Source organism: Kitasatospora sp. NPDC088264 (genome assembly GCF_040685715.1).
Classification (GTDB): Bacteria; Actinomycetota; Actinomycetes; order Streptomycetales; family Streptomycetaceae; genus Kitasatospora.
The window spans coordinates 13,741-31,866 of record NZ_JBFBIR010000008.1 but is presented as its reverse complement, the minus strand read 5'-3'; the positions used below and the strand labels follow the sequence as shown (position 1 = coordinate 31,866).

At 73.5% G+C, this 18,126-nt stretch carries 17 protein-coding genes and 1 riboswitch; of the genes, 8 read left to right on the top strand and 9 right to left on the bottom strand.

Annotated features, from left to right (window positions below; genetic code table 11):
- Window positions 1–12: 12 nt before the first annotated feature.
- From hisG to AB0O82_RS09015, 7 genes are all read right to left on the bottom strand, one after another.
- The gene (gene hisG, locus AB0O82_RS09045; RefSeq protein ID WP_350883551.1) at window positions 13–861 is read right to left on the bottom strand and encodes an ATP phosphoribosyltransferase; all 849 of its coding nucleotides are present in this window, start codon (window positions 859–861) and stop codon (window positions 13–15) included.
- Between the two features lie 45 nt (window positions 862–906).
- The gene (locus AB0O82_RS09040) at window positions 907–1,179 is read right to left on the bottom strand and encodes a phosphoribosyl-ATP diphosphatase (RefSeq protein ID WP_363581674.1); all 273 of its coding nucleotides are present in this window, start codon (window positions 1,177–1,179) and stop codon (window positions 907–909) included.
- Between the two features lie 100 nt (window positions 1,180–1,279).
- Entirely contained in the window at window positions 1,280–1,753 is a 474-nt protein-coding gene (gene ribH / locus AB0O82_RS09035) for a 6,7-dimethyl-8-ribityllumazine synthase (RefSeq protein WP_363581672.1), read from the bottom strand.
- A gap of 76 nt (window positions 1,754–1,829) precedes the next feature.
- Window positions 1,830–3,107, bottom strand: coding sequence for a bifunctional 3,4-dihydroxy-2-butanone-4-phosphate synthase/GTP cyclohydrolase II (locus AB0O82_RS09030; protein ID WP_363581670.1), 1,278 nt, complete (start codon window positions 3,105–3,107; stop codon window positions 1,830–1,832).
- Window positions 3,104–3,691, bottom strand: coding sequence for a nicotinamide mononucleotide transporter family protein (locus AB0O82_RS09025; protein WP_363581899.1), 588 nt, complete (start codon window positions 3,689–3,691; stop codon window positions 3,104–3,106). The genes AB0O82_RS09030 and AB0O82_RS09025 overlap by 4 nt, the downstream gene beginning before the upstream one ends.
- Before the next feature lie 56 nt (window positions 3,692–3,747).
- Window positions 3,748–4,410, bottom strand: a complete 663-nt coding sequence (locus AB0O82_RS09020; RefSeq protein WP_063346476.1) for a riboflavin synthase — start codon at window positions 4,408–4,410, stop codon at window positions 3,748–3,750.
- 208 nt (window positions 4,411–4,618) lie between these two features.
- Window positions 4,619–4,746, bottom strand: a riboswitch (FMN riboswitch).
- A 176-nt stretch (window positions 4,747–4,922) separates the two neighbouring features.
- On the bottom strand, window positions 4,923–5,237 hold the full coding sequence (locus AB0O82_RS09015; RefSeq protein WP_159398348.1) for an antibiotic biosynthesis monooxygenase family protein: 315 nt from the start codon (window positions 5,235–5,237) through the stop codon (window positions 4,923–4,925).
- Window positions 5,238–5,402: 165 nt separating this feature from the next.
- On the opposite strand from AB0O82_RS09015, the gene AB0O82_RS09010 reads away from it, so the two are divergent.
- Complete coding sequence (locus AB0O82_RS09010) at window positions 5,403–6,074, top strand: MSMEG_1061 family FMN-dependent PPOX-type flavoprotein (protein WP_363581668.1); 672 nt, start codon at window positions 5,403–5,405, stop codon at window positions 6,072–6,074.
- A gap of 138 nt (window positions 6,075–6,212) precedes the next feature.
- On the opposite strand, the gene AB0O82_RS09005 is transcribed toward AB0O82_RS09010, so the two are convergent.
- Window positions 6,213–6,401 carry a DUF1508 domain-containing protein gene (locus tag AB0O82_RS09005; RefSeq protein ID WP_063346479.1) on the bottom strand — a complete coding sequence of 63 codons (189 nt, stop codon included), beginning with the start codon at window positions 6,399–6,401 and terminating at the stop codon, window positions 6,213–6,215.
- Between the two features lie 166 nt (window positions 6,402–6,567).
- Here AB0O82_RS09005 and AB0O82_RS09000 point away from each other — a divergent pair, with 166 nt between their 5' ends.
- The 5 genes from AB0O82_RS09000 to AB0O82_RS08980 all read left to right on the top strand — a co-directional run bounded on the left by AB0O82_RS09000 (window position 6,568) and on the right by AB0O82_RS08980 (window position 12,003).
- Window positions 6,568–6,981, top strand: coding sequence for an HIT family protein (locus AB0O82_RS09000; protein WP_363581666.1), 414 nt, complete (start codon window positions 6,568–6,570; stop codon window positions 6,979–6,981).
- Window positions 6,982–7,258: 277 nt separating this feature from the next.
- Window positions 7,259–8,326 carry a glycoside hydrolase family 19 protein gene (locus tag AB0O82_RS08995; protein WP_363581897.1) on the top strand — a complete coding sequence of 356 codons (1,068 nt, stop codon included), beginning with the start codon at window positions 7,259–7,261 and terminating at the stop codon, window positions 8,324–8,326.
- A 190-nt stretch (window positions 8,327–8,516) separates the two neighbouring features.
- A complete protein-coding gene (locus AB0O82_RS08990; RefSeq protein WP_363581664.1) occupies window positions 8,517–9,605 on the top strand; it encodes a serine hydrolase domain-containing protein in 1,089 nt (362 codons plus the stop codon).
- A gap of 177 nt (window positions 9,606–9,782) precedes the next feature.
- Window positions 9,783–10,577: a hypothetical protein gene (locus AB0O82_RS08985; RefSeq protein ID WP_363581662.1), complete on the top strand. Its 795-nt coding sequence runs from the start codon at window positions 9,783–9,785 to the stop codon at window positions 10,575–10,577.
- Window positions 10,578–10,827: 250 nt separating this feature from the next.
- Complete coding sequence (locus tag AB0O82_RS08980; protein WP_363581660.1) at window positions 10,828–12,003, top strand: alpha/beta hydrolase; 1,176 nt, start codon at window positions 10,828–10,830, stop codon at window positions 12,001–12,003.
- Between the two features lie 70 nt (window positions 12,004–12,073).
- Here the strand turns inward: AB0O82_RS08980 and AB0O82_RS08975 are convergent, their stop codons facing one another.
- Window positions 12,074–12,616, bottom strand: a complete 543-nt coding sequence (locus AB0O82_RS08975) for a helix-turn-helix domain-containing protein (protein ID WP_363581658.1) — start codon at window positions 12,614–12,616, stop codon at window positions 12,074–12,076.
- A 120-nt stretch (window positions 12,617–12,736) separates the two neighbouring features.
- On the opposite strand from AB0O82_RS08975, the gene AB0O82_RS08970 reads away from it, so the two are divergent.
- Complete coding sequence (locus AB0O82_RS08970) at window positions 12,737–14,203, top strand: MFS transporter (RefSeq protein ID WP_363581656.1); 1,467 nt, start codon at window positions 12,737–12,739, stop codon at window positions 14,201–14,203.
- A gap of 194 nt (window positions 14,204–14,397) precedes the next feature.
- Window positions 14,398–18,078 carry a SpoIIE family protein phosphatase gene (locus tag AB0O82_RS08965; protein ID WP_363581654.1) on the top strand — a complete coding sequence of 1,227 codons (3,681 nt, stop codon included), beginning with the start codon at window positions 14,398–14,400 and terminating at the stop codon, window positions 18,076–18,078.
- The last annotated feature ends 48 nt before the right edge of the window (window positions 18,079–18,126 follow it).

Below are 18,126 nucleotides of genomic sequence, written 5' to 3'. Positions count from 1 at the left end.
CCGCCGCACCGGTCAGAGGCGGCAGGCGTGGATGTTGGTGACCAGGATGGCCCGGGCGCCGATGCCCCACAGGTCGTCCATGATCTGCTGGGCCTCCTTGCGGAGCACCATCGAGCGCACCGCCACCCAGCCCTCGGTGTGCAGCGGGGAGACGGTCGGCGACTCCAGGCCGGGGGTGAGCGCCACGGCGGCACCGACCTTCTCGGCGCGGATGTCGTAGTCCATCAGCACGTAGCGGCGGGCCACCAGCACGCCCTGGAGGCGGCGCAGGAACTGGTCCACCCGGGTGTCCTCGCCCGCGCCCTTGGGGCGGATCACCACGGCGTCCGAGATCAGGATCGGCTCGCCGAACACCTCCAGGCCGGCGTTGCGCAGGCTGGTGCCGGTCTCCACCACGTCGGCGATCACGTCGGCGACGCCCAGCTGCACCGCGGTCTCCACCGCGCCGTCCAGCTTGGTGACGGTCGCCTTCACGCCGTGGTCGGCGAGGTGCTGCTCGACCAGGCCGGTGTAGGAGGTCGCGATCCGAAGGCCCTCCAGGCCCTTGACGTCCTCGACGGCCACGCCTTCGGGGCGGGCGAAGCGGAAGGTCGACGCGGCGAAGCCGAGCGCGAGCACCTCTTCGGCGTTGGAGTGCGAGTCCAGCAGCAGGTCGCGGCCGGTGATGCCGATGTCCAGGCGGCCGGAGCCGACGTAGACGGCGATGTCGCGCGGGCGCAGGAAGAAGAACTCGACCTCGTTGTTCGGGTCGACGAGGACGAGCTCCTTGGGGTCCTTCCGCTGGCGGTAGCCGGCCTCATGGAGCATCTCCGCCGCGGGACCCGAGAGAGAACCCTTGTTGGGGACGGCGATGCGCAGCATGGGAGGTTGGTTCCTTACCTGTGGGGAGGGGCGTGCGGTTCGGGTTTAGAGGTACTTGTAGACGTCGTCGAGCGTCAGCCCGCGGGCGATCATCATCACCTGAACGTGGTACAGGAGCTGTGAGATCTCCTCGGCGGTCTGCTCGTCCGACTGGAACTCGGCGGCCATCCAGACTTCGGCGGCCTCCTCGACGACCTTCTTGCCGATCGCATGGACGCCCTGCTGGGCGAGCTGCGCGGTACGGGAGGACGAGGGGTCGCCGGTGGCGGCCTTCTGCTGGAGCTCGGCGAAGAGCTCCTCGAATGTCTTCGAAGCCATGATGGGACTCACCTTACGGCGTGCGGGCTGACCGGCGGTAAACGGTCCCGGACCGTGGACAGTCCGTTGGACGTCCACGGTCCGGGTCTGGGCGGTGCGCTCAGAGCGCGGCGCGCAGCACCGCGGCGGTCGCGACGGCCGCGGTGACGGCCTCGTGGCCCTTGTCCTCCGCGGAGCCGGGCAGGCCGGCGCGGTCGAGTGCCTGCTCCTCGTTGTCGCAGGTCAGCACGCCGAAGCCGACCGGGACGCCGGTGTCGACGGTCACCTGGGTGAGGCCGGCGGTGGCCGCCTGGCAGACGTAGTCGAAGTGCGGGGTGCCGCCGCGGATCACCACGCCGAGGGCGACGACCGCGTCGTAGCCGTGGTCGGCGAGGCGCTTCGCGGCGACCGGCAGCTCGAAGGTGCCGGGGACGCGCAGCACGGTCGGCTCGGTGACGCCCAGTTCCTTGAGCGCCCGGTGGGCGCCGTCCAGCAGGCCGTTCATCACGACGTCGTGCCACTGGGCGGCGACGACGGCGACCTTGAGGTCGGCGGCGCCGTCGATGGTCAGCTCGGGGGCTCCGTGGCCGCTCATGTTCGTTCTTCCTGTCCGTCGTGGTGGTGCGTGGGGCGTGGGGCGTGAAGCGTGAGGCGTGAGGCGTGGGGAGGGTTCAGGAGTCGAGGCCGGGCAGGTCATGGCCCATCCGGTCGCGCTTGGTGCGCAGGTAGCGCAGGTTGTGCTCACCCGGCGCGATCTCGACCGCTTCGCGCCCCTTGACCTTGAGACCGTGCTCGGTGAGCGCGGTGAGCTTCTCCGGGTTGTTGGTGAGCAGGGTGAGCGAGCGGACGCCGAGGTCCACCAGCATCTGCGCCGCGATGCTGTAGTCGCGGGCGTCGGCCGGCAGGCCGAGGTCGAGGTTGGCGTCGACGGTGTCGCGCCCCTGCTCCTGGAGTTCGTAGGCGCGCAGCTTGTGGGCCAGGCCGATCCCCCGGCCCTCGTGGCCGCGCAGGTAGAGCACCACGCCGCGGCCGGACTCGGCGACCTTGTGCAGCGAGGCCTCCAGCTGGGGGCCGCAGTCGCAGCGCAGCGAGCCGAACACGTCGCCGGTCAGGCACTCGGAGTGGACCCGGACCACGACGTCCTCGCCCTCGGGCAGCCGGCCGTCCGCGCCGAGGCCGCCGGCCACCAGCGCGATGTGCTCGACGCCGTCGATGGTGCCCTGGTAGCCGACGGCCGTGAACTCGCCGTGGACGGTGGGCAGGGCGGTCACGGCGGCCCGGTCGACGTGCAGTTCGGTGCGGCGACGGTAGGCGATCAGGTCCTCGATGGAGATGATCGCGAGGCCGTGCTCGCGGGCGAAGGCGACCAGCTCGGGCAGCCGGGCCATGGTGCCGTCGTCGTTGACCACCTCGGCGATCGCACCGGCCGGCGGCAGTCCGGCGAGCCGGGCCAGGTCGACGGCGGCCTCGGTGTGGCCGGGGCGCACCAGCACGCCGCCCTCGACCGCGCGCAGCGGGAACACGTGCCCGGGGCGGGTGAGGTCGCCGGGCTCGGTGCCGGGCGAGGACAGCAGCCGGACGGTGCGGGCGCGGTCGGCGGCGGAGATGCCGGTGTCGACCCCCTCCCGGGCGTCCACCGAGACGGTGTACGCGGTGCCCTTGCGGTCCTCGTTGACCTGGGTCATCGGCGGCAGCTTGAGCCGGTCCAGTTCCTCGCCGGTCAGCGGGGCGCAGATCACGCCGGAGCTGTAGCGGATGGTGAAGGCCATCAGCTCGGGGGTGGCGGCGGAGGCGGCGAAGACGATGTCGCCCTCGTTCTCGCGGTCCTCGTCGTCGACCACGATCACGGCGCGGCCGAGGGCGATGTCGGCGATCGCGCGCTCGACCGGGTCGAGGACGAGTTCGGGTGCCGCCTCGCGGTCGCGGTCGGCGGTGTGGTTCTCGGTCATACCGTGACTCCCTGCGGGACGGTGGCGGAGTTGACGCGCGGCTCACGACTGCTCAGCCACCAGGAGCGCAGGCCGAGCAGCACCAGGACGAAGTAGATCGAGTAGGTGAGGCCGGAGAAGGGGTAGCCGTTGTTGAAGGCGAGCGGGACGCCGACCACGTCGACGGCGATCCAGGCGAACCAGAACTCCAGCCAGCCACGGGCCTGGGCGACCATCGCGGCCAGCGTGCCGACGAAGATGTAGGCGTCCGACCAGGGGCTCCAGGACAGGCTGGGGTGGGCCGTGAACAGCCAGGCCAGCGCGACGGTGCCGGCCGCGGTGCCGACCACCAGGGCAGCCCGCTCGGGCCAGGTGGCGAAGCGGACGGCGATCGTGCCGGTGTCCCGGCGGCCCCGCCGCCACTGGGCCCAGCCCCAGCCGGCGGTGACGAGCACGATCAGCTGCTTGCCGATCAGGCCGGGGACGTGGCCCCCGAGGTAGGCGGCGATCAGCACGGCGCCGGACAGGAGTTGGAGCGGCCAGCTCCAGACCGAGCGGCGCCAGCCGAAGGCCAGCCCGGCCAGGCCGAGCAGGTTGCCGAACATGTCGGCCCACTTCACGTGCTCGCCGAAGACGGTGAACGCTTCTCCGCTGAGCCAGTTCACTTGGACTCTCCGGCGATCGTCGGGGGAAGGGTGCGGGAGTCGAGCAGTCGCTCGACGTACTTGGCGAGCACGTCCACTTCGAGGTTGACGCTCTCGCCGACGGCCTTGGCGCCGAGCGAGGTCAGCGCGAGGGTCGTGGGGATGAGGCTGACGGTGAAGCTGTCCCGGGCGGCCTCCACCACGGTGAGGCTGACGCCGTCGACCGTGATCGAGCCCTTCTCCACCAGGTAGCGGGAGATGGTGCCGGGCAGCGAGAAGCGCAGCACCTCCCAGCGCAGGTCGCCGGCCGCGTCGCGCTCGCCGGGCTCGCGGCCCAACAGCGTGCCGGTGGCGTCGACATGGCCCTGGACGAGGTGGCCGCCGAGCCGGTCGCCGAGCGCCATGGCGCGCTCCAGGTTGACCCGGGAGCCGGGCTTCAACTCGCCGAGGCTGGAGCGGTGCAGCGTCTCGGCCATCACGTCGGCGCTGAACTCGCCCGTATCGGCCGCCAGTTGGTCCGGGCTGTCGACGACGGTCAGGCAGACGCCGTTGACCGCGATGGAGTCGCCGTGCCGCGCACCCGTACAGACCACCGGGCCGCGCAGGCGGATTCGCGAGGAGTCGCCGATCTCCTCGATCGACACGACCTCGCCGAGCTCTTCGATGATGCCGGTGAACACCCGGGTTCTCCTCGCGCTTGGGGGCGCGGACTCCGGGGCGGCATGGGAGATGACACGGACGGGCAACGGCGCGCGAGCCGACGGCACGACCCGTCGCCGGGATGCCGAGGCTGCCGGGAGATCGCTCGCCCGGCACGGGAGACACCTCTCCCGCCGTTCACCTGGCCGTGGTCCACCGGGGGACCACGGATACTGCTCTTCGTCCGCCCGCGCACGCCTCCCATCCGGACTTTAACCGTCGGTCCAGGAATTTCACCTGGTCAACCGGCCGCTGGCTGCGGACGGGTCGCGGACTGTAACCGCCGGTTCGGATTTTCACCGACCCCGGAGTGCGCTGAACGTCACTGCTGTTGGGGTCATTCTGCCATGGCGTGCGCAAGCCCAGGGAGAGCCTTCCGCTGTGGCCTGTTTCACGCGGATGCGGGGAATGTGCGGCCGGGTGGTAGGTGACGCCCACAACGTGGCGGGCGCACACGGAAAGTGGCGGGCGCGTACGGAAGTGGCGGGCGCGGTCAGAGCGTGGCGGGTGCGGCGATCGACGTGAAGTGGGTGACCACCGGCGGGTGCGCGAGGTAGCACAGCTCGCCCTCCGACCAGACCGGCCGGATCCGCCACATCGGCCCCGCGTACCCGCGCAGGGCCGCCTCGTCGCGCCAGCGGCTCACCACGAGCACCCGGTGTCCGTCCTCGGTCACCGAGCGCAGCAGTTCACCGCCCAGGCAACCGTCGGTCCGCCCGAGCTGCGGGATCACCTGGGTTGTCAGCAGCACACAGAATTCCTCGATGCGACCGGCCAGGACCTGCCCGGCCCAGATCCTCACGATCACGACCACCACCTCCGAGCGGAGCGCCTGGCCCCATTATCACGGTAAAACCGCTGGTGGGGAGGGGTGGCGGGGAAGCTTTACCGAGGACTGCACCGGCTGGCGGCCGGGGGCTCCGGGAAGGGGCTCGGCTAGATTTCCGGTATGACCAGCACACCGGAATCTGTCATGTCGTCAACCGCAGCTCCGAATGCGCCGGGCAGCCTGTTCGCCGCATTCGGCGCAGGGGCGCTGACCGACCCGGCGCAGCTGCGCGAGATCTACGAGCAGCCCGGCGACCACGCGCGCCGCAAACAGGTCGACCACCTGCACGAGGTCGCGCGGCGGCTGATCGCCTGCTCCTCGCTGGTGTTCGTGGCGAGCTCGGACGCCGCCGGGCGCTGCGACGTCTCCCCGCGCGGCGGGCCGGCCGGGGTGGTCTCCGTCCTCGACGAGCACACCCTGGCCATCCCGGACGCCACCGGCAACAAGCGGTTGGACACCCTGCACAACATCCTGGAGAACGGCCGGGTCGGGCTGCTCTTCGTCGTTCCGGGCCGGGACACCACGCTCCGGGTCAACGGGCGGGCCTGCGTCTCCACCGACCCGGAGCTGCTGCGGCAGCTGACCGCCGTCGGGAAGCCCCCGCGCAGCGCGATCGTGGTGGCCGTCGAGGAGGTGTACGCGCACTGCCCGAAGTCCTTCCTGCGCGGCTCGGCGTGGAAGCCGGAGAACTGGCTGGCCAAGGACGCGCAGCCGACCTCGGCCGAGATCACCCTCTCGCACCTGCGGGACGACTCGCTGACCATCGAGATGATCGAGCAGACCGAGCGGGAGGCGCTGCTCCACCGCTACGAGTGACGACCGCGGCGCGGGCGGCGCCATCCGCCACACGGCGTGCTGCCGCGTGGCGGGCGGCGCTCGATGCTCGGTGCTCGACGCTCGGTGCTCGGCACTCGGTGTCGGCACTCGGCGCTCGGTGCTCGGTGCTCGGCGTGCTCAGGCGGCCTTGGGCACGTCCACCACCGGCGCGTCGCTGGCCGCCCGCTGGACGGCCTCGACGCCCTTGTGGGCGGCCTCCTTGCTGGAGTAGCCCTGGCCGGTGGCGACGATCTCGCCGTTGCCCGCCTTGAGCCGGAACCGGTACTTGCCGCCGGCGTCCTCGTAGACCTCGAACTTGCCCGCCATCGGGCCACCTCCTCGTGCGGCGCACGGCGCGCCTCTGGTCGACCCCCTCCAGCACCGTGCGCCACCCGCCCCGGCGGCCGCACCCGCTCGAGGCCGGACGGGTGACGCCCCGCAACCGCGCGATCGCGGAGGTGCCGGGGCGGGCGCCGGTGGTTTGAATGGGCGGATGGACTGCGTCTTCTGTGCGGTGGTGGCGGGCGAGGAGCCCGCGCACCGGGTGCTGGACGACGAGGCGGCGGTGGCCTTCCTGGACCGGCGGCCGCTGTTCCCCGGCCACGTACTGGTCGTCCCGCGCACCCACCACCGCACCCTGGCGGACCTGCCGGCCGCCGACGTAGGGCCGTTCTTCCTCCAGGTGCAGCGGGTGGCCGCCGCGGTGGAGCGCGGATTGGGCGCGGCGGGCAGCTTCGTGGCGGCGAACAACCGGATCAGCCAGTCGGTGCCGCATCTGCACGTCCACGTGGTGCCGCGCAATCCGAAGGACGGGCTGCGCGGCTTCTTCTGGCCGCGGGGGAAGTACCCGGACGAGGCGGGGGCGGCGGAGGTCGCGGCCCGACTGCGCGCGGCGCTCGGCGACTGAGGGGGCTCGCGGGGGCTGAGGGCGACGCTCGGAGGCCGGGAGGGCTCGCGGGGGCGCCGGGGGGCGTGCGCACCGCATTTGCGAGCCGGTTTCACCCACTCTCTTGACAGGTATAGAACACTCCGCTTGAGTCGCCTTCACGGCCCCGCACCGGCCCACACCCCGGTCGGCCGCCTTCCCCTGGCGCACCCCCGCACGGGACCCGGATCCCCTGCCCGCTCAAGTCCCTGTCACGACGACGTGCGGCCCCCACCGCACAAGGGGTGATGACGTGTCAATGAAACGCCTGCTCGCGCTGCTCTCCGCCGTGGTCACGGCACTGGCGGTCGCGGTCCTCCTCCCCGCCTCCGCCAGCGCCGCCGCCTGCGGCACGCCGTGGAGCGCGGCCACCGCCTACACCGGCGGCGCGGCCGTCTCGTACAACGGGCACAACTGGGCCGCCAAGTGGTGGACCCAGAACGAGCCCCCGAGCACCAGCGGCACCGGGGTCTGGGCCGACCAGGGCTCCTGCGGCGGGTCCACCGACCCGACGCCGACCCCGACGTCCGGCACCTGCGACTACCCCGCCTGGGTCGCCGGCCGCGCCTACGTCGCCGGCGACATCGTCCGGTACACCAACGGCGGCTACTACCGCGCCACCCACGACAACCCGGGCTACGACCCGGTCATCAGCACCTGGTACTGGGAGCCGCACGGCTGCGGCTCGACCCAGCCGCCCAACCCGGGCGGATTCCCGGTCAGCCAGGCCCAGTTCGACCAGATGTTCCCGGGCCGGAACTCCTTCTACACCTACCAGGGCCTGCTCGACGCGCTCGGCGCCTACCCCGGCTTCGCGGCCACCGGCAGCGACACCGTGCGCCGGCAGGAGGCCGCCGCGTTCCTCGCCAACGTCAGCCACGAGACCGGCGGACTGGTGTACGTGGTCGAGCAGAACACCGCCAACTACCCGCACTACTGCGACGCCTCGCAACCGTACGGGTGCCCGGCCGGGCAGGCCGCGTACTACGGGCGCGGGCCGATCCAGCTGAGCTGGAACTTCAACTACAAGGCCGCCGGCGACGCGCTCGGCATCGACCTGCTGCACAATCCGAACCTGGTGCAGACCGACCCGGCGGTGGCCTGGAAGACCGGCCTCTGGTACTGGAACACCCAGAACGGGCCGGGCACCATGACCGCGCACAACGCCATGGTCAACGGGTACGGCTTCGGTGAGACGATCCGCAGCATCAACGGCTCGCTGGAGTGCAACGGCAACAACACCGCCCAGATGCAGCACCGGATCAGCCTGTACCAGAGCTTCGTCCAGATCCTCGGCACCGTCCCCGGGGGCAACCTGAGCTGCTGACGGCTCGCCCCCGCCCCACCACGCGCCCCGCTACGCCCGGACCGGTCATCACACCGTGGTGTCCGTACGCTGCCGAGCGTAGCGGGGCGTACTCATGTGGGGGGCGTACTCCCGCGGGAGCAGCGGAGGGCGGTTGAAATCGTCGTTCCGGCGGACGACTTCGCAGGTCGCGGCCCCCTACGCTCAAGGCATGAACGAACTCGCCCGCCTCGTGCAACAGACCGCCGACCGGCTCGCGGGCCAGCACGTCGGCGCGGTGGTCGCCGGGCTGGCCGGCGGCGCCGTGGAGATCCGCGGCGCCGGGCGGACCGGTCCGGGCGGCGCCGCGCCCGGGCCGCACACCCTGTTCGAAGTCGGTTCCGTCACCAAGGTGTTCACCTCGCTCGCCCTCGCGCGGCTGGCGCTCGCCGACTCCGGCGGGACCGCCACCGGGCTCGACGACCCGCTCGCCGAACCGCTCGCCGACGTGCTCGCCGACATACGGCCCGACGGTGCCGCCGTCCCGGCCAGGGGCGGGCAGCCGATCACCCTGCGGCACCTCGCCACCCACACCTCCGGGCTCCCCCGGCTGCCCCGGGGCATGCTGGCGACGGCGCTGCTCAATCCCAACAAGCCCGATCCGTACGCGCATTGCAGCACCGAGTACGTCCTCGCCGGGCTGGCCCGGACGAGACTGCGGGCCACCCCCGGGCGCGGCTTCCGCTACTCCAACCTCGGCGCCGGGCTGCTCGGCCTGGCCCTCGCCCACCGGGCCGGCACCGGCTACGAGGAGCTGGTGGCGCGCGAGATATGCGAGCCGCTGGGGCTGGTGGACACCCACGTGCGCTCGGGCCGGGAGCAGTCCGAGCGGCTGGCGCACGGGCACACCTCCGGCGGGCGACCCGTGCCGTACTGGGACTTCGCGGACATTTCCGGCATGGGCGGGCTCCGGTCGACCGCCTCCGACCTGGCGATACTCCTGCGGGCCCAGCTGGCCGCCGACCGCGAACCGGACGCACCGCTGGCGCCCGCGATCACGCTCACCCGGGAGACCCGGCACCGGGTCAACCCGTTCGCCTGGACGCACCTGGGGTGGCTCGGCCACCGCCTGCACAGCCAGCAGGGCGGCCACCTGCAGATCTGGCACAACGGCGGCACGGGCGGGTTCCGCTCCTTCGTGGCCTTCGATCCGGAGAAGCAGGTGGGGGTGGTGGTCCTGGTGAACACCCGCCGCTCCGCCGATCCGACCGGGACGGCCCTGCTGCGCACGCTGCAGAACGAGTACGCGACGACGAGCTGACGAGCCGAGGCCGGGGCGTGGCGGTGAGCGGGCCCGGCGGAGGACCGGGTGCGGCCGTCGGCGGAGTGAGGTGGAGGATGGGGTGAGGTCGTTTCAGGGCCAAGAGGTACGAATTGGCCCTGTTCGAGGGCGCGGCGGTCGGTCGATGCTGAGGATCTGACAGTCGCGGTTCCGGTTGTGGTGTTCGCTCAGCGGGAGGTGGCCGAGGTGGCGGTGGTGTGGCCCTTGTCGCGGGCTCGGTCGGTCGCGGACGGCGACGGGCGGCTCGGCCGCGCGGTGCGGGCGTACCGGCGGTTCCGGCCGCTGCCATGGCCGACGCGGGCCTGGCTGGACGCGGCGGCGGCCGTTGTCGCCGGGGCGGCCTGGCTGGCGAGCGGGGAGTGGTGGCCAGCACCCGTGGTGGCCGCGGCGGCGATCACGGCCGCGAGCGGGTACGGGCGGCTGCGGCCGGCGCCGGGCCTGCGGGCCGTCCGGGTGCACGAGCGCGGGCTGGTGCTGGTCGGGGCGGACGGCGCGGAGCAGCCCCTGCCGTGGAGTGCGGTGGAGGCCACCGAGTACTCCCCCGGCGGGCGGCACGGAGTGGGCGAGCAGGGCCGGATCTGGCTGGTCGGCGCGGACGAGCCGCTGGCACTGGCGCAGCTGCGACGGCTGGACGAGCTGTTCCGGGAGCTCGACGAGCGACTCCGCCCGACCCTCCGGGCCGCACTGCACGAGGCGCTGCGCACGGAGGGCGGCGTCCGGTTCGCCCGGGGGCAGCTGACGCTGACGGCCGGCGGGCTGGTGCACCGGCCGCCGCACCCGCTCGGCGCGACGGAGTCGTTCCGGTGGACGGAGGTGCAGTCCGCGCGGGCCTCGGAGCTCGGGGAACTGGAGATCCGGACGCACTCGGCCGGCCTGCCGCTCACCCTCCCGGTGCCGAACGCCGGTGCGGCGGCGGCCTTCGTCGAGGAGGTCCGGACCCGGAACCTCTGACCGGCGGACGATCCGAGGGGTGGACTCCCGAACTCACTGCTCCGCGGTGAGTTCGAGTTCGATTCCTCAACGACTCCGGCCCGGTTCGGTCCGGTTCAGTCCAATCCGGTTCAGTTCGGCCCGGTTCGGTCCGGTCCGGCCGGCGTCCATTCGGCCGACCCCTAAGGGTCCCCTCCCGCACGTCCCGGAAGGGATCTCTACGCCGCTGAGTGGACGTCAACTTCCGCTCCCCCGGCCTACCGTCCCTCACATGAACCGACTTCGCACCACCACGGCCGCGGCAGCCCTGCTGCTCACCCTGCCGCTGTCCGTCGCCGCCGCCGCGCCGGCCCTGGCCGCTCCCGCCGCCCTGACGAACGCCTCCGCCCCCGCCGCCGTCCACGTCGACCTGCCGCGCCCGACCGGCCCGTACGAGGTCGGCCAGGAGATCCTGCACCTGGTGGACCGGGACCGCCCGGATCCGTGGGTCCCCTCCGCCGGTCCGCGCCAGCTGATGGTGTCGATGTACTACCCCGCGAAGGCCGGGACGGGCAGCGCGGCCCCGTACATGACCCCTGCGGCCGCCCGGATGCTGCTGGACGGGAAGCTCCCGGGCAACACCATCCCGACCGAGACGGTCACCGGCACCCGGACCTGGGCGAAGTCCGACGCGCGCCCGCAGGGCGGCCACTTCCCGCTGGTGGTGCTGTCGCCAGGCTTCACCATGCCGCGGGCCTCGCTGAGCGGCCTCGCCGAGGACCTGACCAGCCGCGGGTACGTCGTCGCGCTGGTCGACCACACCTACGAGAACACCGGGACGACGTTCCCCGACGGGCAGACCCTCCCGTGCCTGCTGTGCGACAAGCTGACGACCCCGGAGTCCTGGGCGGCCGTGGACAACAGCCGGGCGAAGGACGTCTCCTTCGTCCTCGACCAGCTGACCGCCCGCCCCCACCCGGCGTGGCGCTACGCCCGCATGATCGACCGCGACCGGATCGGGATGGCCGGGCACTCGGCCGGCGGCGCCTCGACCGTCCCGTCCCTGCTCGCCGACGACCGGATCCGGGCCGGGGTGGACCTGGACGGCACCATGGACGTCACGGTCCCCGCCTCCGGGATCGGCGGCAAGCCCTTCCTGATGATCGGCCACCCGCTGCCCGACGGCGCCGAGGACAGCAGTTGGACGGAGAGCTGGCCACACCTCGACGGCTGGAAGCGCTGGTTGACCTTCGCCGGCTCCAACCACGGCACCTTCACCGACTTCCCGCTGTTCTTCGAGAAGCTCAACCTGCCCCAGCCTCCCGGCACCACGATGTCGGGCGAGCGGGGCGCGGAGCTCACCCGCTCGTACGTGGCGGCCTTCCTCGACCTCCAGCTGAAGGGCGTGCGGCAGCCGCTCCTCGACGGGCCGACCGCCGCCAATCCGGAGGTGACGTTCCACCCGTGACCGGGGCGTGGTGGGCGCGGCCGTCGGCAGCCTGCCGACGGCCGCGCCGCCGTCCGTCGCCCGCCGTTCGCTACGCGGCCGGCGCCGCCGAGGCGATCGGTTCGAGCAGCCGGTGCGGGCGGACCAGGGAGCGGGAGACCGGGTCGTCCCGGTGCGCGCCGCCGCGGGCGGGGTTGGGGCGCATCGCGATCTCGGCCGGCGGGACGGGTGCGCCGCCGCACCGCGGGCAGGCGCCGACGACGTCCAGGTCGGCGCCGCAGACGGCGTGCGCGAACAGGTGGTGCGGACCGCCCGCGGTCGCGTGGCGACCGCCCCAGCGACTCAACTGGTAGAGCGGTCCCCACAGTTCGAGGCCGGTCTCGGTGAGCAGGTAGCCGTGGCGCAGCGGCGCCTGCTGGTACGGCTCCTTGCGCAGCACCCCCGCCGCGACCAGGGCGTTGAGGCGGGCGGTGAGGACGGCGCGGGGGATGCCGAGGTGGGCGAGGAAGTCGTTGAAACGCTGCACTCCGTAGAAAGCGTCGCGGAGGATCAGCAGGCTCCAGCGTTCGCCGACCACCTCCAGGGCGCGGGCCAGTGCGCAGTCCTGCTGTTCGTAGTCGGTTCCCAGCGCCATGCGGGTCAGCGTAGTCCACCCGGACAGCGGGTTCAATGAACAGACCAATGGTGGTAGCGTGCCGATCGAGACGAAGGTTCATTCACCAGACCTAAGGTTCGCGCTCCGGAGGAACACCCCATGTCCCCCGCACCACCCGGCCCCTCCCCCGTCACCGCGCGCGTCCGGCCCCGCGCCACCCTGGCCGCCACCGCAGCCGCGACCGCGCTGGTCACCGTCGCCTACACCGCCCCCACCGCCTCGCTCGCCGCCACCGCCCAGGCCGCGCACCTCGGGGCCACCGGCCGGACCTGGATCCTCACCGGCACCCTGGTCGGCATCTCCGCCCTGCTGCTCACCGCCGGAAGCGCCGCCGACGACCACGGCCGCAAGCGGGTCTTCACCTTCGGCGTGCTGCTGTTCGCGGCCGCCGAGACGCTGGCCGCGCTGGCCCCCGGCGGCGCCGTCTACCTGGCCGCCCGGGTGCTGCTCGGCGTCGCCTCGGCCGCCGTCCTGGCACCCGCGCTCGGCCTGATCAGCCACGCCCACCCGCCCGGCCCGGGCCGGATCCGGGCACTCGGGGTCTGGGGCGCCGCCGTCGGCCTCGGCATCGCCGTCGGCCCGGTGTACGGCGCGCTGGTCGGGCAGTGGGCCGGCTGGCGCGCGGTCAGCGGCGGGATCGCGGTCGTCTCCGCCGCCGTGGCGGCGTACGCGGCCGCCGTCCTCACCGAGTCGCGGGCCGAACGGCCACGCGCCCTCGATCCGTACGGGGTGCTGACGCTGGCCGCCGGGACGTCCTGCCTGATCGCCGGGCTGGCCGAGGGGCGCGGCGGCTGGGGGCGGCCGGTGGTCGTCGTGCTGCTGGCGCTCGGGGTGCTGCTGCTGGCGCTGTTCGGGCTGGTCGAGGCGAAGGTCCGGGAGCCGATGCTGGACCTCGCGCTGTTCCGCAGCCCCGGCTTCGTCGCCGCCACCGGCGGGGCCCTGTTCACCGGGCTCTCGCTGGTCGGCTTCATGAGCTACCTGCCGACCCTGCTCCAGGGCGTCCTGGGCCTGCCCGGCCTGGCCGCGGGCGGGGTGCTGGCGCTCTGGTCGGGCCTGTCGGTGCTGTCCGCGCTCCAGGCGCGGCGGCTGGCGGCGCACCTGTCGGCCACCGCGCAGGTCGCCGTCGGGCTCGCGGTCTGCGGCCTCGGCGAGGCGGGCCTGTACGGGCTGGCGCCCGGCTCCGGCTGGCTGCGGCTGGCGCCGGGTCTGGCGGTGGCGGGCGTCGGCAGCGGGGTGCTCAATGCGGCGCTGGCCCGGCTGGCCGTCAGCAGCGTCCCGGCGCACCGGGCGGCCATGGGCTCGGGTGCCAACAACACCTCCCGGTACCTGGGCTCGGCGCTCGGCGTCGCGGTCACCGTGGCCGTCGCGGGCTCGGCCCGACCGGGCGGCCCCGGTCGGGAGGCCGCCGCCCGCGCCCTGGCGGCGGGCACCGACCGGGCCGTTCTGGTCGCCGCCGCCCTGTGCCTCGTCGGCGCGCTGCTCGCCCTGGCCGCCCGCACCGCCGAAGCCCGGGGCGGCGGAGCCCCGGAGGCCGCCCCGGCCCGCGAGCGGGCCGCGACCCGGTGAGGAGCGTGGGAAGTCGGCCCGGCCGACTTCGCACGCTCGACCGCCGCCAGCGCCGCGGTGCCGCCGGGAGCTCGACGACTTCTTCCCGGAGCGCCCGCTGCCGCTCCGGTGAGCCGCTACGGTGAGCGGCCCGCCGGGGCCGCGTGCGAAGATGGCAGGGCTGGTGGGGACGATCTCCGGACGGTTCTCTGGCCATGGTGAACGACAACGAACACCACCTGGGCGAGCCGCAACAGGACGCCCTGCTGATGGTGCCGATCGCGACGGCGCTGATCGAGGCCGACGGCCGGATCCTGCACTGGAGCGGCGACGCGGAGGCACTGCTCGGCTACTCCCCGGGGCAGGCGATCGGGGCCAGGGCCGCCAAGTTGCTGACCTCCGAGGAGCAGCGGCCCGAGGTGCTGGAGCTGTTCCAGCAGATCCTGCACGGCCGGGCCTGGTCCGGTGTGTTCCCGGTCCGGCACCGGGACGGGCACCTGGTGAACCTGGAGTTCCGCACCCATCCGATCACCGGGCCAGACGGCCGCACGCTGGTGCTGGCCGTCGCCTCCGACGTGACCACGCTGCGCCGGATCCAGGCGGACCTGGCGGTGCTCGACGGCTTCTTCACCCAGTCCCCCGTCGGCATGGGCGTCTTCGACCCCGAGCTGCGCTTCGTCCGGCTGAACGAGGCGCTGGCCCGGGCCAACGGCCTGCCCGTCGAGGAGCAGCTCGGCCACCGGCTCACCGAGGTGCTGCCCGGGATCAACGGCGCCGAGGCGGAGGCGGTGATGCGGCGGGTCCTGGAGAGCGGCGAACCGGTGGTGGACACCCGCTCGCACGGCCGCACCCCGGGCGACCCGCAGCACGACCACGCGTGGTCCGCCTCGTACTTCCGGCTGGAGGAACCCGGCGGCCGGGTGCTCGGCGTCAGTTCCACCGTCATCGACGTCACCGAGCGGTTCCGCGCCGAGGCCCGGGCTGCGCGGGCCCAGGAGCGGCTGGCCCTGCTGGTCGACGCGACTGCCTCCATCGGCACCACGCTCGACCTCCGGCAGACCGCCCGGGAGCTGGCCGACACGATGGTGCCCAGGGTCGCCGACATCAGTGGGGTGTTCGCGCTGGAGGTGCTGGTGACCGGGCGGAACGTCGAACCGCCCGACCCGGACGCGCCGCAGCTGGTCCGCCGGCTGGCCCTGGCCACCACCGACCCGCTGTACCCGGCCGAGTCACTGCCGGTGGAATCGCTGTACGAGCTGACGCCGGACTCGCCGTACGCCCGGGCGCTGGCCACCGGGCGGACGGTGGTGGTGCCGTCCTGGGAGCTGCCGCTGCTGAGCGAGGCCATCACCGAGAGCCACCGCCGGGCCTACCTCGGCGACCGGCCGCGCTCGGTGCGGATCACCCCGCTGGTGGCGCGCGGCACCACGCTCGGCATGGTGGTGTACTCGCGGCGCGGCGACCGGGAGTCGTTCGCCGAGGCCGACATCACCCTCGGCGACGAGCTGGCCTCGCGGGCCGCCGTCGCGATCGACAACGCCCGGCTGTACCTGCGCCAGCACCAGACCGTCCTGGCCCGGCAGCAGGCGCTGCGCGAGGCGAAGGCCGCCCAGGAGCGGCTGGCGCTGGTCAACGTGGCCTCCACCCGGATCGGCACCACGCTCGATCTCGCCCAGACCGCACAGGAGTTGGCCGAGGTGGCGACGCCCAGGCTGGCCGACTCCGTGGTGGTGGAGGTGCTGGAGGACCTGGTCCGCGGCGAGCGCGAGGCCCGCGCCCCGGCGGACGGTTCGGCGCTGCTGCGGCGGATGGCCTTCCACTCGGTACCCGGCTCGACGCTGCGGCCGGTCGCCCGACTCGGCGGGGTGCACCGCTTCGCACCCGGCACGCCGTACGCGTGGAGCCTGGCACACCGCAAGCCGGTCCTGGTGCCGCGGATGGACGCGGAGGGGATGGCCTGGTTCGCCGACGACCCGGTGCGCGCCGCGGCGGTGCGGGAGCAGAACGTCCACTCCTTCATGGTCGTCCCGCTGATCGCGCGCGGCACCGCGGTCGGCGTCGCGGGCTTCTACCGCACCCTGGTGGAGCGCCCCTACGAGGAGGACGACCTGGCGCTGGCCGGCGAGTTGGCGGTGCGGGCCGCCGTGTCCATCGACAACGCGCTGCTGTTCACCCGCGAACGCGACGCGGCCGCCGCCCGGCAGCGGGCTTTGGACGAGGCCCGGGCCGCGCAGCAGCGGCTGTCGCTGCTCAACGAGGCCAGCACCCGGATCGGCACCACCCTCGATCTGCACCGCACCGCCCAGGAGTTGGTGGAGGTGGTGATCCCGCGCTTCGCCGACTTCGTCACCGTGGACCTGCGCGACGCGGTGCTCGGCGGCGAGGAGCCCGGCCCCGTCCCGGAGAACGATTCGATACTGATGCGGGCGGTGGCGGTCGGCGAAGCGACCCGGGGCGGCGGCATGACGGCGGCCTCCGACCAGGTCGGCGAGACCTCGCAGTCCGCCCAGCTGTACGCCCAGAGCCTGCGCACCCGGCGCTCGATCCTGGTCTCCGAGGTGACCGAGGAGGAGATGCGCCGGATCGCCGCCTCACCCGACCGGGTCCAGCCGGGGCTGGCCGCCGGGGTGCACTCGTACCTGATGGTGCCGCTGGTGGCGCGCGGACTCGTGCTGGGCGGCGCGGAGTTCGTCCGCACCCGCAACCCGGAGCCGTTCGGCCCGGAGGACCGCTCGCTGGCCGAGGAACTCGCCGCGCGCACCGCCCTCGCGATCGACAACGCCCGGCTCTACCGGCGCGAGCGGGACACCGCGCTCACCCTCCAGCGCAGCCTGCTGCCGCAGGAGATCCACCGCACGCTCGGCCTGGACCTCGCCTACCGCTACCTGCCCAGCAGCGTGGTCAGCGAGGTCGGCGGCGACTGGTTCGACGTCGTGCCGCTCTCCTCGGGGCGGGTCGCGCTGATCGTCGGCGACGTGATGGGCCACGGCATCCGGGCCGCCGCCACCATGGGCCAACTGCGCACTGTCGCCCGGACGTTGATCACCCTGGACTTGGCCCCTGAGCGCGTCCTGCACCGGCTGGACGAGGCCTCCAGCGCACTCGGCGAGGGCCAGTTCGCCACCTGCGTCTGCGTGGTGTACGACCCGGTGGACCGCCACTGCACCGCCGCCTGCGCCGGCCACCTGCCGCCCGTCGTCGCCGATCCGCAGGGGAGGGCGCACCTGGTCGAACTGCCGCCCGGCGCACCGCTCGGCGTTGGCGGGGTCCCGTTCGAGAGCGTGGAGTTCACCCTCCCCGAGGAGGCCATCCTGACGCTCTACACCGACGGGCTGGTCGAGCGCCGGGGCCACGACATCGACGAGGGACTGCAGTTGCTCTGCCGGACGGTCGCCGACCGGCGCCGCTCGCTGGAGCAGACCTGCGACGCCGTCCTGGCCGAACTCACCGGCCCCACCAGCGAGGACGACATCGCCGTCATCATGGCGCAGGTCCGGCCGGTCGGCGCGGACCGGATCGCCAGCCTGCCGCTCACCGGCGACCGCGCGATGGTCGCCCACTCGCGCCGCTTCACCCGCGAGACGCTGGCCGCCTGGGGCCTCGAACCGCTCGCCGACTGGGCCGAACTGCTCACCAGCGAACTGATCACCAACGCCCTGGTGCACGCCGGATCCCCCACCCAGCTGCGGCTGTTCTGCAACCGGGCGCTCACCGTCGAGGTCGCCGACCAGGAGAGCGAGACGCCCCGGATCCGGCGCGCCCGCGCCGAGGACGAGGGCGGGCGCGGCATCCACCTGGTCAACGAGCTCGCGCACCGCTGGGGCAGCCGCCGCACCGGGGACGGCAAGGTGGTCTGGTTCGAGCTGGAACTGCCCCCGGGCAGCCCGTCCGAGTAATTCGGCCCGCGACCGAGTGATCCGGCCCACGACCGGGCGGCGCGGCGC